The organism is Vibrio orientalis CIP 102891 = ATCC 33934 (genome assembly GCF_000176235.1).
Classification (GTDB): Bacteria; Pseudomonadota; Gammaproteobacteria; order Enterobacterales; family Vibrionaceae; genus Vibrio; species Vibrio orientalis.
In genome coordinates, this window is the sequence record NZ_ACZV01000005.1 from 2,313,094 (window position 1) to 2,336,522 (window position 23,429).

21 protein-coding genes are annotated in these 23,429 nt (G+C 46.1%); 6 read left to right on the top strand and 15 right to left on the bottom strand.

Features of this window, described 5'->3' with window-relative positions; translation table 11 throughout:
• Positions 1–9: 9 nt before the first annotated feature.
• Genes VIA_RS21310 through pilM form a run of 4 tightly spaced genes read right to left on the bottom strand, consistent with a single transcriptional unit; the run spans position 10 to position 2,662 of the window.
• The gene (locus tag VIA_RS21310; RefSeq protein ID WP_004415938.1) at positions 10–531 is read right to left on the bottom strand and encodes a pilus assembly protein PilP; all 522 of its coding nucleotides are present in this window, start codon (positions 529–531) and stop codon (positions 10–12) included.
• Positions 521–1,111 carry a type IV pilus inner membrane component PilO gene (locus VIA_RS21315; RefSeq protein WP_004415939.1) on the bottom strand — a complete coding sequence of 197 codons (591 nt, stop codon included), beginning with the start codon at positions 1,109–1,111 and terminating at the stop codon, positions 521–523. The genes VIA_RS21310 and VIA_RS21315 overlap by 11 nt, the downstream gene beginning before the upstream one ends.
• Entirely contained in the window at positions 1,108–1,680 is a 573-nt protein-coding gene (locus VIA_RS21320) for a PilN domain-containing protein (protein ID WP_004415941.1), read from the bottom strand. Before VIA_RS21320 ends, VIA_RS21315 begins: the two co-directional genes overlap by 4 nt.
• A complete protein-coding gene (pilM, locus tag VIA_RS21325) occupies positions 1,670–2,662 on the bottom strand; it encodes a type IV pilus assembly protein PilM (RefSeq protein ID WP_004415942.1) in 993 nt (330 codons plus the stop codon). The genes VIA_RS21320 and pilM overlap by 11 nt, the downstream gene beginning before the upstream one ends.
• Before the next feature lie 139 nt (positions 2,663–2,801).
• Here pilM and VIA_RS21330 point away from each other — a divergent pair, with 139 nt between their 5' ends.
• Positions 2,802–5,321, top strand: coding sequence for a penicillin-binding protein 1A (locus tag VIA_RS21330; protein WP_004415944.1), 2,520 nt, complete (start codon positions 2,802–2,804; stop codon positions 5,319–5,321).
• 70 nt (positions 5,322–5,391) lie between these two features.
• Here VIA_RS21330 and oxyR read toward each other — a convergent pair whose 3' ends face one another.
• The gene (oxyR, locus tag VIA_RS21335; RefSeq protein ID WP_004415945.1) at positions 5,392–6,279 is read right to left on the bottom strand and encodes a DNA-binding transcriptional regulator OxyR; all 888 of its coding nucleotides are present in this window, start codon (positions 6,277–6,279) and stop codon (positions 5,392–5,394) included.
• A gap of 171 nt (positions 6,280–6,450) precedes the next feature.
• Between oxyR and VIA_RS21340 the strand changes: the two genes are divergently transcribed.
• The gene (locus VIA_RS21340; RefSeq protein WP_004415946.1) at positions 6,451–7,179 is read left to right on the top strand and encodes a redoxin family protein; all 729 of its coding nucleotides are present in this window, start codon (positions 6,451–6,453) and stop codon (positions 7,177–7,179) included.
• A gap of 73 nt (positions 7,180–7,252) precedes the next feature.
• Here the strand turns inward: VIA_RS21340 and VIA_RS21345 are convergent, their stop codons facing one another.
• Complete coding sequence (locus tag VIA_RS21345) at positions 7,253–7,615, bottom strand: RidA family protein (RefSeq protein ID WP_004415948.1); 363 nt, start codon at positions 7,613–7,615, stop codon at positions 7,253–7,255.
• Positions 7,616–7,680: 65 nt separating this feature from the next.
• On the opposite strand from VIA_RS21345, the gene VIA_RS21350 reads away from it, so the two are divergent.
• Positions 7,681–7,938, top strand: coding sequence for a DUF3624 domain-containing protein (locus VIA_RS21350; protein ID WP_038211150.1), 258 nt, complete (start codon positions 7,681–7,683; stop codon positions 7,936–7,938).
• A gap of 289 nt (positions 7,939–8,227) precedes the next feature.
• On the opposite strand, the gene argH is transcribed toward VIA_RS21350, so the two are convergent.
• The 4 genes from argH to argC all read right to left on the bottom strand — a co-directional run bounded on the left by argH (position 8,228) and on the right by argC (position 13,498).
• Positions 8,228–10,102: an argininosuccinate lyase gene (gene argH, locus VIA_RS21355; RefSeq protein ID WP_004415951.1), complete on the bottom strand. Its 1,875-nt coding sequence runs from the start codon at positions 10,100–10,102 to the stop codon at positions 8,228–8,230.
• Positions 10,103–10,349: 247 nt separating this feature from the next.
• On the bottom strand, positions 10,350–11,564 hold the full coding sequence (locus tag VIA_RS21360; protein WP_004415953.1) for an argininosuccinate synthase: 1,215 nt from the start codon (positions 11,562–11,564) through the stop codon (positions 10,350–10,352).
• A gap of 115 nt (positions 11,565–11,679) precedes the next feature.
• Entirely contained in the window at positions 11,680–12,471 is a 792-nt protein-coding gene (gene argB / locus VIA_RS21365; RefSeq protein WP_004415954.1) for an acetylglutamate kinase, read from the bottom strand.
• Positions 12,472–12,493: 22 nt separating this feature from the next.
• Positions 12,494–13,498, bottom strand: coding sequence for an N-acetyl-gamma-glutamyl-phosphate reductase (argC, locus tag VIA_RS21370; RefSeq protein WP_004415955.1), 1,005 nt, complete (start codon positions 13,496–13,498; stop codon positions 12,494–12,496).
• Positions 13,499–13,651: 153 nt separating this feature from the next.
• Between argC and argE the strand changes: the two genes are divergently transcribed.
• The 3 genes from argE (at position 13,652) to VIA_RS21385 (ending at position 18,827) form a co-directional block, all read left to right on the top strand.
• Complete coding sequence (gene argE, locus VIA_RS21375) at positions 13,652–14,788, top strand: acetylornithine deacetylase (protein ID WP_004415956.1); 1,137 nt, start codon at positions 13,652–13,654, stop codon at positions 14,786–14,788.
• A gap of 437 nt (positions 14,789–15,225) precedes the next feature.
• Positions 15,226–17,859, top strand: coding sequence for a phosphoenolpyruvate carboxylase (gene ppc / locus VIA_RS21380; RefSeq protein WP_004415958.1), 2,634 nt, complete (start codon positions 15,226–15,228; stop codon positions 17,857–17,859).
• A gap of 428 nt (positions 17,860–18,287) precedes the next feature.
• A complete protein-coding gene (locus VIA_RS21385) occupies positions 18,288–18,827 on the top strand; it encodes a PadR family transcriptional regulator (RefSeq protein WP_038211154.1) in 540 nt (179 codons plus the stop codon).
• A 61-nt stretch (positions 18,828–18,888) separates the two neighbouring features.
• On the opposite strand, the gene cysE is transcribed toward VIA_RS21385, so the two are convergent.
• The 5 genes from cysE to epmA form a co-directional block, all read right to left on the bottom strand.
• Positions 18,889–19,710 (bottom strand): serine O-acetyltransferase, encoded by an 822-nt coding sequence (cysE, locus tag VIA_RS21390; RefSeq protein WP_004415963.1) that lies wholly within the window; start codon positions 19,708–19,710, stop codon positions 18,889–18,891.
• Between the two features lie 45 nt (positions 19,711–19,755).
• On the bottom strand, positions 19,756–20,787 hold the full coding sequence (gene gpsA / locus VIA_RS21395) for an NAD(P)H-dependent glycerol-3-phosphate dehydrogenase (RefSeq protein WP_004415966.1): 1,032 nt from the start codon (positions 20,785–20,787) through the stop codon (positions 19,756–19,758).
• 188 nt (positions 20,788–20,975) lie between these two features.
• Positions 20,976–21,443, bottom strand: coding sequence for a protein-export chaperone SecB (gene secB / locus VIA_RS21400; protein ID WP_004415967.1), 468 nt, complete (start codon positions 21,441–21,443; stop codon positions 20,976–20,978).
• 157 nt (positions 21,444–21,600) lie between these two features.
• The gene (locus VIA_RS21405) at positions 21,601–22,035 is read right to left on the bottom strand and encodes a rhodanese-like domain-containing protein (protein ID WP_004415969.1); all 435 of its coding nucleotides are present in this window, start codon (positions 22,033–22,035) and stop codon (positions 21,601–21,603) included.
• 147 nt (positions 22,036–22,182) lie between these two features.
• Positions 22,183–23,154 (bottom strand): elongation factor P--(R)-beta-lysine ligase, encoded by a 972-nt coding sequence (epmA, locus tag VIA_RS21410; protein ID WP_004415971.1) that lies wholly within the window; start codon positions 23,152–23,154, stop codon positions 22,183–22,185.
• Positions 23,155–23,429 lie beyond the last annotated feature (275 nt).

Consider the following 23,429-nt stretch of genomic DNA (forward strand, 5'->3'; position numbering starts at 1 on the left):
CTTTGGCCTCTACTTGAGCGCTAACTTAACATTGCGCTGATTCCAACACCCTAGCCCATCAGGAAGGGGCTCAATAATCTGTACATATTCTGCAGTCACCCGGGTTACCTTGCCGCGATTAACCCCGATAGGCTGACCTGTGCTGACTTTAACCACCTTGCCTGCCGGCGTTTGCACCAGCGCCGACATACTTTTATTTCGGCTCATGACGCCCTTAAGACGCAGTTTCGCTAGAGGATAACGTTCTAGCTCTCCACCAGTTTTCATTTGATTCGGTTGCCAACAATCTTTCTTTGACTGAGATCGCGTCGATGTGATGACGGCTTGTGGCAACGCAAAAGGCTCTCGTAACTGATGGGCTTGGTAGTCGCGGAGATTCACTTCAACCAGTGGCGTCAGAGCGGCTACATCCTTATGAGCCTGACGTTCAAGGTGAGTAATGTAGTCGTCAAGCGGCGCTTGGTTAGCCTTGCAAGCCATTAGGCTCAGAGCTGCCACTAGGATGGCTAAGCGGTTAAGGTTAAAGTTCATCTCTCACCTCTGGCTTAAACTGATAGGTATAGGCTCGCACTCTGAAATGCACTGTGCTGCTCTCTTGGCTTACTCGCTGCCAATTAACCTCATCAAAGTGAATAATGCGTGGAAGCTGTGCAATCGCCTGACTAAAGTCACCGATGTTGTGGTAGCTCCCGGTCAGTTCGATATTAAGTGGCAATCGGTAGAGAAACGGTTGGTTTTGTTTTTTCCCCCAATCGATACGAGTAAAAATCAGCGAGTTCTTAAGGCCGACCTCATTGACCGCAGCCAACATACTGGCCAACTCCTTTTGTTCAGGCAACTGTTGCGACAGGTAGTCATATCGCTGTGATAACTCTTCTAGCTGCTGTTGCAACTTAGGGATCGTCGCCACCTTATTGGCCTTTATCTGTGCTGTCGCTTTCAAGGTTTGCTCCTGACGCTTAAGCGCCGCAATATTTTCAGATTGAGGCATCAAATAGAACCAGTAGCCCGCCGTTTGGATCAGCATGATTAACACTATCAGTGCGGTTATTTGAGCGACCAATGGCCACTCAGCGATCTCTTCAAGATCGAAATCGGAATAGTCCATCATCGCTGCGCACCTGCCGCTTCAGATGGTGATTGAAAAGAGAAGGAAAGATTGAAGGTTTGAAACTTTTGCTCAAAACGCACCTCACCATGAACGATGGAGTGCATTGCTACCTTGCTAACTAATGGCGACTTTTCTAATTTTTCGAGCATACTCGCCAAACGCGATGTCGTTTCGCTGATCCCAGACATTTGAACCTGATGACCACTCATATTGATTTTGTCGACATACACACCTTGAGGGATAAAACTTGGCAACGCATTCATAAAGTCGGTGGTTTTATTTCTTAGCCCTTGCAACCTTTCAACCACTTGAAGTCGAGTCAGCAACGCCCCATGGTCCTGTTCCAGTCGGCTTAATTGCTTGATACGCACATCAAGCTGAGAAATATAACGATTGAGATAGCTTAAGCGAGATTGCTGAATCTGCCCTTGGCTGAATAAATACTGACCCGCTAACCACTGCAGCAAAAACGCAATAAAAAGCGCTGTCACAAGTAGTGCGAAAAATCGTTGTTTATGGCGCCTTCTTAAACCCTGACGCCACGGCAACAGGTTGATGCTATGCAACATGCTTACGCTCCAACCAATCAATTCCTCTCATCGCTAACCCTGCCGCTGTCGCATACCGGTAGCCACTCAAAATCTCCGCTTGGCGCTGGTTAACACTGCCTTCGAATAAAGTCAGCGGATTCAAAAGTTCACAAGGTATTGCAAGACGACGAGCTATCTCTTCAGCCAGCAGAGGAGTCACCGCGCCACCACCACATAGCCAGATGCCTTCAATTTCAATCTCGTGCATGGAAGCAATTAGCTGTCTTTGGCGTTGGAGTTTCTCAATCAATGTATGGATAAACTGCTCGGTACTGTGATGACGTAAACCTTCACTACTGATTAACGCTTCAATCATCTGAGTGCCTATAGGGAGCTCTTTGCACAGCGGCGCTTTATTATTAAAGTCGATACACAGTGAAGATTGGCTAAACCCTACATCCAGTAATATCCACTGTTGCCGCTGGTATCTATGCGCTGTATGTCGCCAAAGCTGGGCCAAACCGTGAGCTTGAACATCGAGCAACACAGGCGTATAACCTGCCTTGGTCACGGCTTGGATTCGACTCTCAACGAGATCTTTTCTGGTCGCATAGACCTGATAACGACAAACACTATTTAGCGTTGTGGCCTCGATAGGGACAAAATCAAAGCTCAACTCCTCGATTGGGAAGGGAGATTGGTGAGAAAATGCCTCAAAGATGGCAAACTCTCTTTCTCGCGCCTCTAGGCCTCTATCTATTTGTAATTCTTTACTTATTACAGCGTTATCAGGGACGGATAAAGCAACTTTGTGGCTAAATCGCGGCAAAGACTTCCTTAGTTCTTTGAGTTTCTTTACAATTTTCTGATAATTTAACATGTGGTTATCAGAGAAAATGTCCGATTCTATTGGCAGTTCTTGATAATCTACAAGGGCAATTGCGCCTTGGTATGACTTGAGAACAACCGCTTTAATGCTGTGGTGACCAATATCAATGCCTGTAACTAATGATTTACCCATGCAGCTTGGCTCCGTACTTTTTGCTTCGCTCATATGTTTAAATTGATGGTTAGATAAACACATAGATAATGAGCTAAATTTTTTAGCTTAAAGTACAAGGGTTTGCATATCGTGAATCCTATTAATCAGGGAATATCCGGTGAAGTTCATAAAGCGACTGTTTATATTCACATTGATTTGCATAATTCTTGGAGTCGGTACGATCTTCGGCTTCTACCTTTATGTCAAACCAGAGCTACCTGACGTAGCAACATTAAAAAATGTCGAGCTACAAACACCTATGCAGGTGTTTAGCCAAGACGGCAAGCTGATTTCTCAGTTCGGTGAAAAGCGTCGAATTCCAGTCGCGTATGACGATATCCCTCGCCATCTGGTAGAAGCTCTGATCGCGACAGAAGATAGTCGCTTTTACGAACACCCAGGTATCGACCCTATCGGTATCACTCGTGCAGCAGTTGTTGTTGCGCTATCAGGTTCAGCAAAGCAAGGGGCGAGTACTATCACTCAGCAACTTGCACGTAACTTCTTCCTTTCCAATGAAAAGAAGATCATGCGTAAAATTAAAGAGATCTTTATTGCTATCCATATTGAGCAGCTTCTTAGCAAAGAAGAGATCATGGAGCTTTACGTCAATAAGATTTTCTTAGGTTATCGCTCTTACGGATTTGGTGCCGCAGCTCAGACTTATTTCGGTAAAGACCTAAAAGACTTATCGCTAAGTCAGATCGCGACACTTGCGGGTATGCCAAAAGCACCATCAACCATGAACCCAATTCATTCAATCGAACGCGCGACAAACCGTCGTAATGTCGTTTTATTGCGTATGTTGGATGAAAAGTACATTACCCAAGCAGAGTACGACCAAGCACGCTCAGAAGAGCTCGTTTCAAGTTACCATGGTGCTGAAATCGAACTCAGTGCCCCTTACGTCGCAGAACTTGCTCGTGCCTGGATGGTAGCTCGCTATGGTGAAGAAGAAGCGTACACCTCAGGTATGAGAATCTACACCACTGTCGATTCAAAACTGCAAGCCGCCGCTAATGACTCCACCATTAATAACCTACTGGCTTATGATGAGCGCCACGGCTACCGAGGTGCAGAGAAAGTTCTTTGGGAGAAAGGCCAAACCGCTTTTGACGATCAACAAATCGATAAAACACTGGACAACGTCCCATCTTACGGTCAGCTGATCCCTGCAGTCGTGACTAAAGTGGAAGGAAAACAGGCAACGGTTTGGGTTAAGAACCAAGGCGTACAGACACTTGAATGGGATGGTATTAAGTGGGCACGTAAGTTCCGAACTGATGACCGCCAAGGACCAGTGCCGAATAAAGCGGCTGATGTTTTAGCAGCAGGTGAACAAATTTGGGTTCGCCAAATAGAAACACCATCGGATAACGAAGAGAGCACGGTTGCATGGCACCTAAGCCAGGTACCTAATGCCAATACCGCCTTTGTCGCGATGAACCCAGAAAACGGCGCGGTCCTTTCATTGGTAGGTGGATTTAACTTTATTCACAACAAATTTAACCGCGCTACTCAGTCAGTACGTCAGGTAGGTTCAAGTATTAAACCTTTCATCTATTCGGCAGCTATCGATAAAGGGCTAACTCTGGCGACACTGATTAACGATGCACCGATTAACCAGTGGGATAAGAGCCAAGGCACAGCGTGGCGTCCTAAGAATTCACCACCGACTTATACCGGCCCAACACGCCTACGTATCGGTCTAGCTCAATCGAAAAACGTCATGGCCGTTCGCGTGTTGCGTGAAGTGGGTCTGGATGAAACTCGTGAATACCTCACTCGCTTTGGTTTCAATATTGACCAGGTACCTCGCTCAGAAACCATCGCACTAGGCGCAGGTAGCTTAACACCGATCAAAATGGCCCAAGGCTACTCTGTTTTCGCCAATGGCGGTTACTATGTCGAGCCTTTCTACATCAGCAGAATCGAAGGTCCGTATGGCGACTTAGAGTTTGAAGCGACGCCGAAAACCATTTGCCGCAGCAACTGTGAGCAGCCTAACCACTCTGCAAGCGAGTTTGCTGAGCAAGATGTGGTCGCAGATGATGACTCACAGCCTCGCTACGCGCCTCAGGTAATCTCTGAGCAAACTGCATTCATCGTACGTGAAATGATGTACAGCAACGTATGGGGTGGTGGTAACTGGCGTGATGGAACGGGTTGGAACGGTACAGGTTGGCGAGCACAGAAACTAGAACGCCGTGATATCGGTGGTAAAACCGGTACCACCAACGATTCAAAAGATGCTTGGTATAACGGCTATGGCCCAGGAATGGTGGCAATTGCTTGGGTTGGTTTCGATGACCATAACCGCAATCTAGGTAGAACGACTCCAAACAGCAACCTCGCTAAGAATCAGATCTCTGGAGCGGAAGCTGGGGCAAAAACGGCTCAGCCAGCATGGGTTGATTTCATGCGTTCAGCCTTAGCGGGCGTACCGGCACAAGAGAAAGTCATTCCTGAGAATATCGTTCGCGTCCGTATCGATCGCGATTCTGGTTTACTGACCAACAAGTTTGACTCTAGCTCAATGTTCGAATACTTCCGTGAGGGCACTGAACCGACAGAGTATGTCAGTAATGAGCTTACCGACAGCATCTACACCTCTGAAGATGGTGAAGACCTGTTCTAACTTACAGTAGTACTAACGAAAAAGGGTTGATACCGAGGTATCAACCCTTTTTTCTTTTCGGTAACTAGTCTTAAGCTTGTAGCTGTTGAGTAATCGCTTTGGCTAGTTGCTCAAAGCGAGATCGAAGTGGCGAGCCTGGGCGGTAGGCTAAAACGATGCTGCGTGATGGAACAGGATTGATTGCCCGAACATAGCACACACCATCTTTTTGTTTCTCTTTTGGTAGTGATAGCTCTGGCAACAAAGTAATACCCGCACCTGCCGCAACCATGTTGCGTAGTGTCTCTAGGCTCGTGGCCTTAAAGCGTTCATCATCTTTAGCGCCAGCTGCGAAACAGAAACCTAACGCCTGATCTCTTAAGCAGTGTCCATCGCCTAGCGCCAAGACGGTTTTTCCATTCAGATCGAGCATATCAACTTCATCAAGCCCCGCCCACTCATGGTCACAGGGCACAGCGACACTCATTGGCTCGTTATAGACTTCAATCTCTTTAAATGCAGCGGTTTCCGCCACAGAAGCTAGGACTACACAATCTAACTTACCGTCTTCTAACTGGCGCACGAGCTGATGAGTTTGCGCTTCATGTAAATAGAGCTCTAAATCAGGAAAGGCCTCTTTGAGCATAGGTACAATTTTCGGCAGTAAGTATGGGCCCACGGTTGGAATAAAACCTATGTGCATCGGCCCCACCATATCGCCTGCTTGCCCGCTAGCCATATCTTTAAAGGTTTTCACTTCGGTCAAGATACGTTTAGCCTGATCAACCAACTGCAAGCCTGCATCAGTAAAGAGTACTCGGCGACTACTTCGCTCCAATAATGCTGTCCCTAGCTCATCTTCTAGTTTGCGAATTTGGCCACTCAAGGTCGGCTGGCTAACAAAACACGCTTCGGCCGCCTTTCGAAAATGTTTATGCTCAGCTAGCGAAACCAAGTATTCAAAATCTCGGATATTCATTATTGGTCTTCTCTCCACTTACTAGATAGAAATTATCTATCAAAACCATAGCATCAAACGATTAGAGCTATCAAAGAATTTCTTTAATAATAACTTCATCGAAACAGAGCACAGTGAAAACACTGCTAAGTCTCAAAAAATAATTATATAAAATCAAAATAGGAAATCATTATGTTTGCATCTAAAGAAGGTCAAAATGTCCCTCAAGTTACTTTCCCAATCCGTCAAGGCGACGCATGGGTAAACGTTACGAGTGATGATCTATTTAAAGATAAGACCGTTATTGTATTCAGCCTTCCAGGTGCGTTTACTCCAACATGTTCATCTAGCCACCTACCTCGTTATAACGAGCTATTCCCTGTGTTCAAAGAGCATGGTGTGGATGAAATCCTCTGTGTATCCGTCAACGATACCTTCGTGATGAACGCGTGGAAAAACGACCAAGAAGCAGAAAACATCACCTTCATTCCTGATGGTAATGGCGAATTCACTGATGGCATGGGCATGCTTGTTGAAAAGAATGACCTTGGCTTTGGCAAACGTTCATGGCGCTACAGCATGCTAGTGAAAAACGGTGTGGTAGAGAAGATGTTCATCGAGCCAAACGAGCCAGGTGACCCGTTCAAAGTGTCAGATGCAGATACTATGCTAAAACACATTGCACCAGACTACAGAACTCAAGAATCAATCACGGTATTTTCCAAACCAGGTTGTCCATTCTGTGTTAAAGCAAAACAGAACCTAATTGACCATGACCTTCAGTATGAAGAGATTATTCTCGGTAAAGATGCGACTACAGTAAGCCTACGCGCCATTACTGGCCGTACAACGGTTCCGCAAGTCTTCATTGGTGGTAAGCACATCGGTGGTAGCGAAGAGTTAGAAACTTACTTAGGTTAATTAGGTAAGCAAGCTCAATCAGCCCAAAAAAAAGGAAAGCACTGTGCTTTCCTTTTTACGTTCAATCAGAGAATTAGCAACAGCTGCTATTCTTCTCAGCTGCAATCACTGAGATTTCCACCAGCAGCGCTTCACGAGCCATATCGCCAGTGACACAAGCGCGTGCAGGCGCGTGGCCCACAGGTACCCATGCATCCCATACCGCATTCATCTCTTGGAAGTCTTGCATATCTTTCAAGTAGATAGTTGCAGATAGCATATGCTCTTTATCACTACCGGCTTCAAGCAGTAGTTGTTCAACCTTATCAAGCATAGTTTGAGTTTGTTCAGTGATGTCTTTGGTAGCATCGGCACAAACTTGTCCACATAGGTAAATCGTACCATTGTGCTTCACAATACGGCTCATGCGCTGTTTGGTATGTTGGCGTTCGATCATTTTTCTCACTTTCAAATTAGATTGCGATATTCTATAGCAAGTTATGTTACCGAATTCGTACCACTATGACATGCCCTCACTGTAAAAATAATGGCTGGTTTTGGAAAAAAATTGGCCGCTGTAAGCGCTGTATGGATCAGCTCACCGTGCTATCGGTGTTGTGCTGGATTGTTTGGTGGTTTCTGTTCAAAGACGATCCGAAAAGCATTGAGTCTATCGCTTTGATCATTGCGGGGTTTGCGTTTAATGGTTTGCTAGCTCTGCACTTATGGGTGCGTTTTGTCATCTTGCCGTGGCGAAAGCGCAACAGCCGAAAAGAATAACGACCCTTTCACTCAAAATAGTTGGAGTCAGAGCGAGGCGGAGAAAAAACGAATCCTATGAGCATAGTGAGTCTATTCGATTAGGTGAGTTTTTTTAACAACGAAGCTATGGCTTCAAATATGAAGAGTAAAAAAGAAAAAAGCCCCAAAACCAAATACTGGTTTGGGGGCCTTCTTAGATTCTTCTAAGAAAAAGCAGTGGTACTTTAATAGACTCTGCCTTTTATAATTAGTTCCAAAGTTACTCGATCTTTTTTGATCTTTTTCAGCACCTTTGCAATTCAATTGGTTACGCGACGTTTACTCGAGCAATTGATTGCTCAACCAAATTCACTTCCAATGCCACCTCATCACAAGCATGTTGACGTGGACACTGGTCGCAATCTTTTAGCACCTTCTCAGGCAGCAATGACTTCGATGTTGGCAAGAAGGATTGCTTCATAAAGAACTCTGGCGTACGTGTCAGGACGAATACTTTCTTAATCGCCATTTGACGCGCCTTATCCACCAAGTATTGCACTATGGCACTGCCTTGACCTTGGCCCTGCCAGCCCGCTTCGATACCTAACGATCGAATTTCAGCGAGGCCAGAATCATACACATACAGCGATGCACAGCCAGTCACCTCACCATGATGCTCAGCGACGGCAAACGAGCCAATATCACGCACTAGCTCACTACGCGAACGCGGAAGGTTCTCACCCATATTAGCCCAGTAGGCCACCATACCTTCGAGCGACTCAATATCAGTCAGACGCGCAGGACGTACGTTAACCGCAGAAGTATCACGCTTAATTAGGCGCCCTTCCGCTTGCTCAACCGCATGCGCGACTTGCTTAGGAGACACGCCGCCTAAGGCGCTACGCTTCTCAAGACACGACTCTATGGTCAAGATGTCGTAGACATCGGACTCAATCACTTCTGAGAACTCTTTCAATTCAGCAATCGATAGCTCTTCTAGTGCACAGCCTTTAGCAATCGCACCAACAACCGCTACACCCACAATATGGTGCGCTTCACGGAACGGAATGCCTTTCGCTACTAGGTAATCGGCTAGCTCAGTGGCGTTAGCATAACCTTGCTTAGCCGCTTCTAGAGTACGCTCACCATTAACCTTGATACCATCAAAACAGAGCGCCGCCATTTCCATACAGTCGTTCCACGTATCTAGCGCATCAAACAGACCTTCTTTGTCTTCCTGCATATCTTTATTGTACGCAAGAGGCAACGCCTTAACTGTCATCATCATGCCAGCCAATGAACCGTAGACACGGCCGGTCTTACCACGGATAAGCTCTAACGCATCCGGGTTTTTCTTCTGTGGCATTAGAGAAGAACCTGACGTTACGGTATCTGCCAGCTCGATAAAGTTAGATTCACCAGAGTTGTAGAAAATCATATCTTCAGCAAGACGCGATAGGTGCAGCATCGAGATCGACGCGACAGACATTAGCTCCATCACATGATCACGATCCGATACCGAGTCTAAAGAGTTACGCGTAGCACGACGAAAACCTAGGTTGTGAGCGACTTGTTCACGGTCAATCGGATACGCAGTACCTGCCAATGCGCCAGAACCCAACGGACACGTATCTAATCGATGGATTGCATCATGCAGACGAGAGTAGTCACGCTCAAACATTTCAACGTAAGCTAAACACCAGTGAGCAAAAGTAACTGGTTGGGCACGTTGTAGGTGCGTGTAGCCCGGCAGTACCGTATTTTGATGAACTTTCGCTACAGAGACCATTTGAGCTTGCAGGCGATCAAGTGCCATTAATAGCTGCTGACCTTGCTGACGACACCAAAGTTTAAGGTCTGTCGCCACCTGATCGTTACGCGAACGGCCAGTATGAAGCTTTTTACCTAGGTCGCCGACTTTGCTGATCAGTTGCTGCTCAACCCAAGAGTGAATATCTTCAGCATCAGAACGTAAAATCTGATGCGGGTCTTCCATCACCTCAAGTTTCAGTTCATTCAGTGCCAACTCGAGCTTTTGTTGCTCTTCTTCGTTTAATACGTCGACAGAAAGCAAGGCTTTTGACCAAGCAATTGAACCTACGATATCTTGTTCAGCTAGTCGGTAATCGAAACGCAATGAGTCGTTAAAATCTTTGAATCTCGTATCTGCCGCTTGGGTAAATCTTCCGCCCCATAATGCCATCGCGTATCTCCTGATTACCTATGCTCACTGTAAAGAGTGAATTGCTGTTATTGCTTAGATTGACTCTGAATCGTATTCAGTATTTTATGATGGTTCAAAGTTACGGCAAATCAAAACAAAAAGAAAGTATTAATTCACTTTTTTAACATATTTATTCACGACCAATTCTCCACTTCCTATCCAATGAGAACTAAAAAAGCCCGTTTGCTGTCACAAACGGGCTTTTACTATCTCAGTCTAGCTGTGATTATTTTTTCAAGCTGTTTAGCGCACGAATACGGCTTGATAGTGAGTAAAGGCGGATAAAGCCTTCTGCATGACTTTGGTCGTACACTTCGTCCTCACCAAAGGTTGCAAACTCTTCACAGTACAAGCTGTTGTCAGAGCGTTTCTGAGTTACTGTTGCGTGGCCTTTATACAGCTTAACAACCACTTCACCGTTAACGTCTTGAGCCAACTCTTCTGACGCCGCTAGGATAGATTTACATAGCGGAGTGAACCAACGACCATCGTAAACTAGATGCGATGCTTTCACGCCTAACTCTTCACGGAACTCAAATGCTGTTTTATCCAGAACCAACTGTTCAACCGCACGCAGAGCTTCCATCATGATAGTGCCCCCTGGCGTTTCGTAACAACCACGAGACTTCATGCCGACTAGACGGTTTTCAACGATATCAATACGACCGACACCGTGTTTCACACCTTTGTCATTTAGGTATACCAGTGCGTTGTAAGGCGTCATTGTCTCACCATCAACTGCCACTACTGCGCCTTTTTCAACTTTTAGCGTTACGTATTCCGCTTCGTTTGGTGCTTGTTCAGGGTCAACCGTCCATGCCCAGCAATCATCGTTTGGCGCGTTCCAAGTATCTTCTAGCACACCACCTTCTGTTGAGATATGCCACGCGTTAGCGTCACGAGAGTAAATCTTAGTTAAAGAAGCGCTACATGGAATATTACGCTCTGCTAGGTAATCTAGACACTCTTCACGACTCACGAGATCCCATTCACGCCATGGTGCGATGACATGTAGGTCCGGAGCTAGTGCTGCGAATGCACCTTCAAAACGTACTTGGTCGTTACCTTTACCGGTACAGCCATGACATAGAGCATCTGCACCCACTTTGCGTGCCACTTCCACTTGAGCCTTGGCAATGATTGGACGCGCCATTGAGGTACCTAGTAGGTATTTACCTTCGTAATAAGCACCTGTTTTTAGCGTTGGGTAGATGTAATCAGCAACCATCTCTTCTTTTAGGTCTGCGATGTAGCACTCTGATGCACCTGACGCTTTGGCTTTTTCTTCGATGCCTGCTAGTTCTTCTTCGCCTTGGCCAACATCGGCTACAAACGCAACCACTTCACAATCATAATTTTCTTTCAGCCATGGAATGATCACTGATGTATCCAGACCGCCAGAGTATGCGACAACTACTTTATTTACTTGAACTTTGCTCATTTTACTTCTCCAAATTCCCGGCGCTGCGCTTGGCGGTCAGTGCTACGGGTTACTTCCTGTTAATTCTTATTTAGTCCAACGTCTGTGCATTGAAACGAAATTGTTTATTCCATCTTTACTGAGGTAGAAACTGGGTACCAATGCTTTGACCAGCAAACAGAGCCGTCAGCTTGTCTGGGTAACGCCATGTTGCCACTTCAATAGGTCGACCGAGGTCATTGGCGGCTTCAAGCGCGGCTTGTACCTTAACGATCATGCCATCAGTGATAACGTGGCCATCAATCAAGTTTTGCGCTTGTTTCTCATCAAGGCTTTTAATCAAATGACCTTTGCCATCCAATACACCGCTCACATCAGAAAGCAGCACCAATTCAGCATCTAGACTGCCCGCGACTGCGACTGCAGCTTGGTCAGCGTTAACGTTCATCATCTGCCCTTGCTCAGTCAAGCCAATCGAACTAATGATTGGCAGTGCACCTGTCGCCAATACTGCTTGAAGTACCGATGAATCACCTGGGGTCGCTTTACCCACCGCACCTAGCTCTGGATCAAGCTCTTCGATATGACAGAGACCACCATCGGCAAGGCTTAAACCAACGGCGTTAAGGCCATCTTTAATCGCTTGTCCTTGCAGCATCTTATTTGCCGTACCCGCTAATGCACCAGCGATCACTGGGATCTGCTCATAAGGAGTCACACGTAAACCATTTTTCTTAACAGTTTCCAGTTGTAGTTTCGCCATAAGATCGTCCACTAGATAACCTCCACCATGGACGATCACAATTCGTCGCTGAGCTTGTTGTTGGTAAGTGGCAATCGCACCAAATACCTGACTTAATGTCTCAGTACACGACAGTGCAGCACCGCCTAATTTGATCACTAATGGAGTTTGTTTGTTATCTGTCATCACTTATTCCTTCCCTGCCCAATTAAACAAGAGCAGTCAGCTCTGGAAATCCGTAGTGGATGTTTACACATTGCATCGCTTGACTTGATGCACCTTTAAGTAAGTTATCAATCGCTGAAACAACGATGATATGCTCACCTTGAACCTTCCAACCTATATCGCAGAAAGGCGTATTCTCTACATTCTGTAGTGTTGGCAATGTTGACTCTGTCAGCCTCACTGCCGGTTTGTCTTGGTAAGCCGAGGTAAATGCTTCAGCAATCTGAGCTTCTGTTACGCCTGCTTTGAGTTTCATCGTGATAGTGGCCAAGATGCCACGCTTAAAGTTGCCAAGATGAGGAGTGAAAATCACATCCGTACCCAGGTGAGAAGCGATCTCAGGCTGATGACGATGATTAAACACACCGTAAGCTTGTAAGCTCACTTCGCAAAAGCTGTTGGTCATTGACGCTTTTCTGCCCGCCCCTGACACACCGCTCGTGGCATTAATTACTGGCCACTGATTAGTATCAACCAAGGCATTGTCGAGTAGCGGTTTGATCGCTAACTGAGAAGCGGTTGGATAACAACCCGGCACGGCAATCAGTTGACTCTGTTTAATCCCTTCCGCATTCCACTCGGCAAGTCCGTACACCGAATTATCTAACCAAGCTTCATGTTGATGCTCAAAACCGTAGAACTGATCGTAAAAACCATCTTTCTTAACGCGGAACGCACCAGACAGGTCAAACACTTGGCAACCTTGCTCTAGAAAGATTGGCGCTAAGTCATGACTCACTTCATGAGCCGTGGCTAAAAACACCACATCACTTTGCTTAGCGACTTCAGCCGGATTTTTTAGCGGCTCTACCGAATGACTAATAATGCCCGCTAGCTTACCGTGCAGCTCAGCGATGCTCTTACCAGCATCTAGACTATTGGCGGAAACATACAAACCTGATAGCGTTAGTTCAGGGTGTTTGTGCACCATCAGAGCGAGTTCTGCTCCTGTGTAACCGCTTGCGCCTATGATTGTGGTTTTAAGCATCTCTTACATCCGTTTTGACTTAAAATCGTCACTCTCGTTGTGACTATAAATTTAAATTATTCGCCTTTTATTGGTTTTTTATTCAATAAAAGTGATTTAATATGTGTTTTACCTTCTTAACCCAAATCTGTCAACAGGGAAAGTAAACTAATTATGCAATTACCAAGTTTTCTAGAGGTCTACAGCGGCCTAATCTCCACCTCATCGATCAGCTCGACAGATCCAAGTTGGGATGAAGGCAATGCACAAGTGATTGAAAAGCTCGCCACTTGGTTAAAAGACATCGGTTTTGAAGTAAACCTGACGGAAGTGGAAGCGGGTAAATTCAACCTCATCGCCAAGAAAGGCTCTGGTGAAGGCGGCCTACTGCTTGCTGGTCACAGTGATACGGTGCCCTTTGATGAGGGACGTTGGAACTATGAGCCGCATGCACTCACTGAAGCGAACAATCGCTTTTACGGTTTAGGTACTGCGGATATGAAAGGTTTCTTTGCCTTTATTATTGAAGCAGTTAAAAAAGTCGACTGGAGCAAACAGACCAAGCCGCTCTATATCCTTGCGACCTGTGATGAAGAGACCACCATGCTCGGCGCTCGCCATTTCACTGACAGTGCCCCTTTCAAGCCGGATTACTGCATTATTGGTGAACCTACCAGTCTAGTACCCATTCGCGGTCACAAAGGTCATGTTGCCAATGCCGTGCGTGTGACGGGTAAATCAGGCCACTCTTCTGATCCAGCGCTAGGCGTCAACGCGATTGAAATCATGCATGAGGTGCTGTTTGCTCTGATGCAGCTGCGCGACAAATTGATCAAAGAGTATCACCATCCAGGGTTTGCCATCCCTAGTCCAACTCTAAACCTTGGTCACATTCATGGTGGTGATAGTGCTAACCGTATTTGTGGCTGTTGTGAGCTGCACTATGATGTGCGACCACTACCGGGAATCAGCTTAGATGGCCTCGATAATATGTTGCGTGGCGCGCTAAAAGAAGTTGAAGCAAAATGGCCTGGGCGTATTTCCATTACCCCACTGCACGAACCGATTCCTGGCTATGAGTGTCAACATGACCATCCATTTATTGCTGGCGTAGAAGAGATTTGTGGTGTTGATTCTGAAACGGTCAATTACTGTACTGAAGCGCCGTTTTTGCAACAGCTGTGTCCAACACTGGTACTCGGGCCAGGTTCAATTGACCAAGCCCACCAACCCGATGAGTTCTTAGCGTTTGACTTTATCGATCCAACCATCGATGTTCTGTCAAAAGCGATGCATAAATATTGTTTTTAGCAAGAGCTGAAAAGCTGGGACTTTTTAGAAGGTTGACGTATTGCGTCAACCTTTTTTATTTCAATAGATAAAGCAGTCATCCTCAAGAGCGAGGGACGAGTGAGATGGGGATCTCCCAAAGCAAACCGAAAATCCAAAGAGATTCCCTACTCGCTCCTTCGTCACTCTATGGAATGACAATTTCTCCAAACATCAAAGACCAGAACTCAATCCCGTTTTTCATATGACGAAGTCCATTTGCATGGTGCATCCTCTGTCTCATTCTGTAAGAAAGTTTCAACATAATTAGTCAAATACATAGCTCGCACAGGGTTACATTCACTTGCACAATATTTGCAAACTTAGCCTACAGTAATTGACTCCAGGCGACATTTTTCGCTAGATTGTTTACCTAACAAGGAACATTGGATGTAATTTTTTTACAAGGCAGGATGACAATGAACGAGAAATACTCTGCTCTCAGAAGCAATGTGAGCATGCTAGGACACTTGCTCGGCAACACCATCAAGGACGCACATGGTGACGTACTTCTAGAGAAAGTAGAAACCATTCGTAAACTTTCTAAGTCCGCCCTCGCAGGCAACCAAAAAAATCGTGACAGCTTAATCGAAGAGATTAAAAGCCTGCCAAATGAACAACTCACCCCAGTTGCTCATGCATTCAACCAATTTCTAAACCTTACTAACATGGCAGAGCAGTACCATACGATCTCTCGCCACTGTGACGCTCACGTTTGCGAGCCTGATGCTATCAACTCGCTTTTCTCTAAGTTGGCGCAAAATGACATCAGCAAGCTAGATACCGCACAAGCCGTTCGTGATCTCAACATTGAGTTGGTACTCACCGCTCACCCAACTGAAATCACTCGTCGCACCATGATCAACAAGCTGGTCAAAATCAATGAGTGTCTATCTAAGCTTGAACTTGGTGAGTTATCCGTTAAAGAACGTGCGAAAACAGAACGTCGCCTAGAGCAACTTATCGCCCAAAGCTGGCACTCAGATACCATTCGCCAACAGCGACCAACGCCGCTTGATGAAGCAAAATGGGGCTTTGCCGTTGTAGAGAACTCGCTATGGGAAGCGGTACCAGACTTTTTGCGCGAACTCGATCAGCGCCTAGAAGGTTACCTAGGTGAAGGTCTACCGATTGATGCGCGTCCAGTACATTTTTCGTCTTGGATGGGCGGCGACCGTGACGGTAACCCATTTGTTACTCATACCATTACCCGTGAAGTCCTACTGCTTTCTCGCTGGAAAGCGGCTGACCTTTACCTAGGCGACATTAACGAGTTGGTTAGCGAACTGTCGATGACCCAGTGTAATGATGCTGTTCGTGCACTCGCGGGTGAAGATGAGCACGAACCATACCGTGCGGTTCTTAAAGAGCTTCGCGCGCTGTTGAACGAAACCAAAGAAATTCTAGACGCTAAGATTCACGGCCAAAAGTTAGCAGTGAAAGCGCCACTACAACGCATTGAGCAACTGTGGGAACCATTATACGCGTGTTACCAGTCACTGCATGAGTGTGGCATGGGCATCATCGCTGATGGTTCACTGCTTGATACCCTGCGCCGTATTAAAGCGTTTGGTGTTCACCTCGTTCGTCTCGATATTCGCCAAGAGAGTACTCGCCATTCAGATGTACTGTCTGAGTTAACTCGCTACCTAGGCATTGGCGATTACGACCAATGGAGCGAGCAAGATAAAGTTGCCTTCCTGACCAATGAACTGGCTTCTAAGCGTCCTCTTCTTCCTCGTGATTGGGAACCTTCAGAGTCAGTCAAAGAAGTACTCGATACCTGTAAGATTGTTGCTCTGCAGCCTCGTGAAGCGTTTGGTGCTTACGTTATTTCTATGGCACGTACCGCTTCTGATGTATTAGCCGTTCACCTACTGCTACAGGAGTCAGGTTGTCCTTACCGCATGGACGTGTGTCCTCTATTCGAAACATTAGACGATTTGAACAACGCTGAAGCGGTCATCAAACAACTAATGGGTATCGACTTATACCGCGGATTCATCCAGAACCACCAGATGGTCATGATCGGCTACTCTGATTCAGCGAAAGATGCGGGCGTAATGTCGGCAGGCTGGGCGCAATATCATGCAATGGATTCACTGGTTAAAGTTGCCGAAGAAGAAGGCGTAGAACTGACGCTGTTCCACGGCCGCGGCGGTACTATCGGTCGTGGTGGTGCGCCTGCGCATGCAGCACTGCTTTCTCAGCCACCGAAGAGCCTGAAAGGCGGTCTACGTGTGACAGAGCAAGGTGAGATGATCCGCTTTAAGCTAGGTCTACCTGATGTTGCCGTAAACAGCTTTAATCTGTACGCAAGTGCAATTCTAGAAGCTAACCTGCTGCCGCCACCAGAGCCTAAGCAAGAGTGGCGTGAGCTAATGGATGTACTGTCTGAAGTGAGCTGTGAAGCTTACCGTAAGGTTGTACGCGGCGAGCCTGACTTCGTCCCTTACTTCCGTCAAGCAACGCCTGAACTAGAGCTGGGTAAACTACCGCTAGGTTCTCGTCCTGCCAAACGTAACCCGAAAGGTGGTGTCGAAAGCCTACGTGCGATCCCTTGGATTTTCTCTTGGAGCCAAAACCGTCTGGTTCTACCGGCATGGCTTGGCGCTGGCGAAGCGATTCAATACTCAGTCGACAAAGGCCACCAAGCGCTACTAGAAGAGATGTGTCGTGAGTGGCCATTCTTCTCGACTCGCCTAGGTATGCTTGAAATGGTTTACACCAAGTGTAATCTAGAAATTTCTCGCTACTACGATGAGCGACTGGTAGACAGCGAGCTACTACCACTGGGCGATCGCTTACGTGATCAACTACAGCAAGATATCAAAGCGGTACTGAACGTAGAAAACAACGAGAACTTGATGCAGAGCGACCCTTGGGGTTTAGAATCCATTCGTCTACGTAACATCTACGTCGAGCCATTGAACATGTTGCAAGCAGAGCTGCTATATCGTACTCGTCAGAGTGAAGAGTCTGCACCAGAGCTTGAAGAAGCATTAATGGTGACCATAGCAGGCATTGCCGCGGGTATGCGTAATACCGGTTAACGCCACCAGCGCCGATAAAAGAAAAGGTTGATGTGCAAGCATCAACCTTTTTTATATGGCAATTGAACAAAACACTAGACACAACAACCCAAACAAGCGACAAAACGACGATCAAAACAGCACAAAACTTCACTCACGACTCATTATTGAGATTTTTGTCAGTTTTTTGGGCTATTTTGTCCTTCTATTCCACTTTATGCTTATTATTTAGATATACTACTCAACCTCTACAGCGACACATATAAAATCTACATGCTGTAGTACCTCGATAATTTACTTATCGATCCTAGGTGATAAACCGGCTTTTCAAGGTGACATGACCAACTTTGGTTGGTGCTGCTTTTTTATACTATGAAGAGTGCCTCAAGAAGCACGACAGTAATCAAGCAGTTGTATTTAGTAGTTTATTTACCTTTTGGATTGAAGACATGTCATTACCACACGTTATCTTAACCGTTCTAAGCACACGCGACGCAACCGGATACGACATCACTAAAGAATTTTCTGCCACTATCGGCTATTTCTGGAAAGCGAGCCACCAACAAGTTTATCGCGAGCTAAACAAAATGGCTCAAAACAACTTAGTGACTTGCGTACTAGAGCCTCAAGAAGGCAAACCAGACCGTAAGGTTTACTCAATTACTGATTCAGGCCGAGTTGCTCTTGGTGAATGGTTTGATCAGCCGACAGCTCATCCAACTGTTCGTGACGAGTTTTCTGCAAAATTGATGGCTTGTGCCGTGCAACCTTCAGCGCCATACCGAGTTCAGCTTTCTGAGCTGGTTGAAGAGTCACGTAAGCTGGTTACGCACTACCAAGAAATTGAAAACGCATACTACCCAGCAACGACGACGCTTGATAAGCAACAACGTCTTGAGCGTATGACACTACGTAGAAACCTGCTGCTTCGCCAAGCTTGGATCACATGGGCAGAAGAAGTATTAGTTGAGCTAGAAGAGCTAGCATAACTTACGACTAAAACGAAAAAAGGTTGGCCATGGCCAACCTTTTTATTTTTAAACCTAGGGATTAAATCCCATCACCACCAATAAAGCTCTGTGAACGACCATTAAACTGCTGATCCATATCCAATGATGGTTTGTCCGTCTTCGGTCGGCCAACAATCTTAGCAGGAACCCCTGCAACGGTAGTATGTGCTGGAACAGGCTGAAGAACCACGGAACATGAACCAATCTTGGCCCCTTCACCCACTTCGATATTACCTAAAATCTTAGCACCGGCACCAATCATCACGCCTTCACGGATTTTCGGGTGGCGATCACCGCACTCTTTACCCGTACCACCTAGCGTTACGTCTTGCAGAATAGAAACATCATTTTCTACAATGGCGGTTTCACCAATCACAATACCAGTGGCGTGATCGAGCATGATGCCGCGACCAATTTTAGCCGCAGGGTGAATGTCGACCTGACACGCGACTGAGATTTGATTCTGTAGATAGGTCGCCAGTGCGATTCGGCCTTGTTTCCATAGCCAGTTTGCCACTCGGTAGCCTTGCAGAGCGTGATAGCCTTTTAAATACAGTAGTGGCATTGAATACATCGCAACCGCTGGGTCACGATTCACTGTCGCACAGATATCGCATGCTGCCGCTGCACTGATGCCAGGATCGGCATTCAACGCTTCTTCAACGACTTCCCTGACTGCCATTGCCGGCATAGATGCAGTGTTGAGCTTATTGGCTAGAATATAGCTCAGCGCCGCACTCAGGCTATCATGCTTAATAATCGTCGCATGATAGAAGCTTGCTAACATTGGCTCTTGCTCAGAAAGCTCGCGAGCTTCCTTGATAATGGTTTGCCAAACTTTCTGTTTCTCACAATGTTTCATTTATATACCTAGTACTGAATCCCTAGTACGGCGTTAGCGCTCAAATTATGCTTCCGCTTTCTTATCACGAGCTAACAAATCTTTTGCAGCTAAGTGTGCATCCTTCCCTTGATACAATACTTGATAAATTTGGTCAACAATTGGCATCTCTACGCCCATGCGTTCAGCCAATAAATAAACCTCTTTTGTGTTGCGGTAACCCTCGACCACCTGACCAATTTCTTCTTGGGCAGTATCGACATCTTTCCCCTTACCTAAAGCAAGACCAAAGCGGCGGTTACGCGACTGGTTATCGGTACAAGTAAGTACAAGGTCGCCTAAACCCGCCATACCCATAAAGGTTTCAGGTTGTGCACCTAATGCTGCGCCTAGACGCGTCATCTCAGCAAGGCCACGAGTGATAAGCGCAGTACGCGCATTAGCACCAAAGCCAATGCCATCAGACATGCCGGCACCAATCGCAATCACGTTCTTCACTGCGCCGCCAAGCTGCATGCCTATAAAGTCGCTATTAGCATAAACACGGAAAGTTTTGCTGCAGTGGATTTTCTCTTGGAGATCGGCAACAAATTCAGCATCTGGTGACGCAACAGAAATCGCTGTTGGCATCCCCATCGCCAGCTCTTTAGCAAATGTTGGCCCTGACAGAACCGCTAATGAGTAACCTTCACCAATCGCATCAAACGCCACTTCTTTGAGTAGACGGCCAGTTTCAGGCTCAAGCCCCTTGGTCGCCCAACAAATACGCGTATCTTCGCGCAGGAAAGGCTTGACGTTATTCAGCACGATACCAAATACATGGCTAGGAACAACCACCAGTAAATCGCGGCTTGATTGCACCGCTTTTTCTAAATCTGACTCAACGATTAGAGACTCAGGAAAATCAATACCTGGTAAGAATTCATGGTTGGCGCGATCCGCTTCTAGTTGAGCCATATGCTCTGGATCATGGCCCCAAATTACTACGTTTGCACCATTGCGCGCCAAAGAGATTGCCAGTGAAGTACCGTATGAACCAGCACCCAGTACTGTCATCGCAATTTCTTTACCATAAGCATTATTGGTCTTATCTTTCATTGTTCCGCCTGATTGTCATTCGGGTAACTAGACTCTTATCGTTAAACTCTACACGAGATTAAAAATTAACAATAAGTATCCAGCAAAACGTCGGCTCTACATGCCTCTAAACAAAAAATGCACATCGCGTCGATAATAGACACTCTGTGCATTTTTTACAGCGCCTCTGTGTCACAGAGGACAATTAATTATGCTTCAGCTTGACCTTCAGTCTGAGCTTGCTGCTGTAGGTAGTTCATAAACAGAGCATCAAAGTTAACTGGTGCTAGGTTTAGTTGCGGGAACGTACCTTTAACCACTAGGCTTGAGATAGTTTCACGAGCATATGGGAATAGGATGTTCGGGCAGAATGCACCTAGGCAGTGTGCAAGTTGACCAGCTTCCATCTTATCAGCAGTGAAGATACCACCTTGTTGAACTTCACATAGGAATGCGTTCTCTTCAGCGTTCTTAACCGTCACTGTTAGACGTAGAACCACTTCGTATACACCTTCACCTAGTTCACGGCTTTGAGTGTCTAGATCCAGTTTTACATCTGGGTTCCACTCTTTTTGGAACATGTCAGGAGAGTTAGGCGCCTCAAAAGATACGTCTTTTAGGAAAATACGTTGAATTGCGAAGTTCTGTGCTTCTTGTTGTGGTGCTGCTTCAGCCATTTTAAAAATCCTTTAATCCTGCATTAAATAGTCTTACTGGAGACTAACCGAGAGACGTTGCTATGACTAGGTTTCCGATAAAATTCGTGGAACTCTTCACATCTCTCTAAAACAAACGCTGATTTTTCAATCAGCGTTTCGATATTGGGCGTTGGAATTACTTCTTGCCTTTAACTAAAGGCATGTTTGCTTCACTCCAAGCGATCAAACCGCTTTTCAGCAAGTTAACGTTTTCAAAACCTGCTTTTGCAAGAAGGTTTGCACTCTCTTGCGCAGTTTGACCAGTCTTACATACCACAATGATTGGGTCTGATTTGTGGTTTTCAAGGCTACCAAAGTTACCCGCTTTAATGTCTGACGGTAAAATGTGAACTGCATCCGTAATATGACCTTTACGGAATTCATCTTTACTGCGGATATCAACCACAACGCCGCTTTCACGGTTCATTAGTTGGGTTGTCTGCGCTGCTGTGATCTCTTTGTAAGCCGCTGTTGATGACTTAACGATGTTCATGATCAAGGCGACAACAAGACCTACCCAAACCACAGATAGAATCATGTTCTCTTGAAAAAATGCGATGTACTCTTGCATGTCCTGTGCTCTTTGATGATAGAACCGCAGCTTCAAATATGAAGGATATAGCGATCCTAGGCTAAAAATTCAGTTCTGAAGTATAGCGAGGATAAGATGCCTAAGCGAGTCAATTACACGCAGAATAGGGATCTATTACACATTTACCTATGCTCTAGGGAATGGAAATGCCGTCACCTGATCAATATGATCACAACCGATCGCAAGCATTATCAGGCGATCGATACCGAGAGCAACCCCAGCACATTCTGGCAAGCCCGACTGTAAGGCGGCAATCAAGTGATGGTCAATAGGCTGAGGGGCTAATCCCATCTCGATACGTTTAGCATTGTCGGACTCAAAACGATTCAGCTGTTCTTGCGGGTTATCCAATTCATGGAAGCCGTTCGCCAACTCAATGCCCTTGAAGTAGACCTCAAAGCGATCAGCCACACGCGAATCTTGCGGGTTAATTTTCGCTAGCGCCGCTTGTGATGCTGGGAAGTCGTAAACAAATGCAGGAACATGTTGGCCGATTTTATTTTCAACACCAATACTGAATAGTAACTGCAGCAAGGTATCACGATCTTGTTCGGGCTCTGCGATATCACTTAAGCCCAATGTCGCGGCAACTGTTTTTAGCTCAGCCATCGAGCCTTCTAATGGACACACACCCAAGACATTCATAAACGCTTGTTGATAGCTCATGCGCTCAGCCTCACCACACTGAAGCACTAACTGCAGTAGCGCATCCATTTCGTCCATTAGCTTGTGATGATCAAACCCTACTCGGTACCATTCCAACATGGTGAATTCTGGGTTGTGATAACGGCCGCTCTCTTCATTACGAAAGGCCTTATTAATTTGATAGATACAGCCACTACCCGCCGCGAGTAAGCGCTTCATATGGAATTCTGGGCTGGTCATAAAGTAGAGCTTGCGGCCATCCGCATAACCCGGGCCGACAAATTCAGTTTGGAAGGTATGCAAGTGAATATCAGTCACTGTGGCATGACTCATCGCTGGAGTGTCTACCTCCAACACATCACGCTGTGCAAAGAATTGGCGAATTTTCGCCACAATATCGGCGCGTTGGCGCAGTTGAAAGACCGACGCGGTTGGTTGCCACTGATTGCTCATCGTAGAAAATCTCATCTCTATATCTGGCGAGGAAAATAGCAAGTTTATTGATATTTGCCTAGCTTAATACCACTCAAGAGTGGTCACAGATATTGTTCATAATTGAAGCAAGTAATTTACGTAGCACAGTACAAAAAACATCCTTCATTAACTCTACTATTAATGCTGCTAATGTTACGTAACAGAGACTTAACAAGCATAAGATTCAGCTAAGCCCCCAATCTGTTCTTGCCGTGATTGCAGTCACATAACCTATATTTTTTATGCCCTTTGAT

Coding starts and splice junctions, on each gene's coding strand:
- VIA_RS21310 (WP_004415938.1), bottom strand. CDS start 531: ATGAACTTTAACCTTAACCGCTTAGCCATCCTAGTGGCAGCTCTGAGC.
- VIA_RS21315 (WP_004415939.1), bottom strand. CDS start 1,111: ATGATGGACTATTCCGATTTCGATCTTGAAGAGATCGCTGAGTGGCCA.
- VIA_RS21320 (WP_004415941.1), bottom strand. CDS start 1,680: ATGTTGCATAGCATCAACCTGTTGCCGTGGCGTCAGGGTTTAAGAAGG.
- pilM (WP_004415942.1), bottom strand. CDS start 2,662: ATGGGTAAATCATTAGTTACAGGCATTGATATTGGTCACCACAGCATT.
- oxyR (WP_004415945.1), bottom strand. CDS start 6,279: ATGAATATCCGAGATTTTGAATACTTGGTTTCGCTAGCTGAGCATAAA.
- VIA_RS21340 (WP_004415946.1), top strand. CDS start 6,451: ATGTTTGCATCTAAAGAAGGTCAAAATGTCCCTCAAGTTACTTTCCCA.
- VIA_RS21345 (WP_004415948.1), bottom strand. CDS start 7,615: ATGATCGAACGCCAACATACCAAACAGCGCATGAGCCGTATTGTGAAG.
- VIA_RS21350 (WP_038211150.1), top strand. CDS start 7,681: ATGACATGCCCTCACTGTAAAAATAATGGCTGGTTTTGGAAAAAAATT.
- argH (WP_004415951.1), bottom strand. CDS start 10,102: ATGGCATTATGGGGCGGAAGATTTACCCAAGCGGCAGATACGAGATTC.
- VIA_RS21360 (WP_004415953.1), bottom strand. CDS start 11,564: ATGAGCAAAGTTCAAGTAAATAAAGTAGTTGTCGCATACTCTGGCGGT.
- argB (WP_004415954.1), bottom strand. CDS start 12,471: ATGACAGATAACAAACAAACTCCATTAGTGATCAAATTAGGCGGTGCT.
- argC (WP_004415955.1), bottom strand. CDS start 13,498: ATGCTTAAAACCACAATCATAGGCGCAAGCGGTTACACAGGAGCAGAA.
- argE (WP_004415956.1), top strand. CDS start 13,652: ATGCAATTACCAAGTTTTCTAGAGGTCTACAGCGGCCTAATCTCCACC.
- ppc (WP_004415958.1), top strand. CDS start 15,226: ATGAACGAGAAATACTCTGCTCTCAGAAGCAATGTGAGCATGCTAGGA.
- VIA_RS21385 (WP_038211154.1), top strand. CDS start 18,288: ATGTCATTACCACACGTTATCTTAACCGTTCTAAGCACACGCGACGCA.
- cysE (WP_004415963.1), bottom strand. CDS start 19,710: ATGAAACATTGTGAGAAACAGAAAGTTTGGCAAACCATTATCAAGGAA.
- gpsA (WP_004415966.1), bottom strand. CDS start 20,787: ATGAAAGATAAGACCAATAATGCTTATGGTAAAGAAATTGCGATGACA.
- secB (WP_004415967.1), bottom strand. CDS start 21,443: ATGGCTGAAGCAGCACCACAACAAGAAGCACAGAACTTCGCAATTCAA.
- VIA_RS21405 (WP_004415969.1), bottom strand. CDS start 22,035: ATGCAAGAGTACATCGCATTTTTTCAAGAGAACATGATTCTATCTGTG.
- epmA (WP_004415971.1), bottom strand. CDS start 23,154: ATGAGCAATCAGTGGCAACCAACCGCGTCGGTCTTTCAACTGCGCCAA.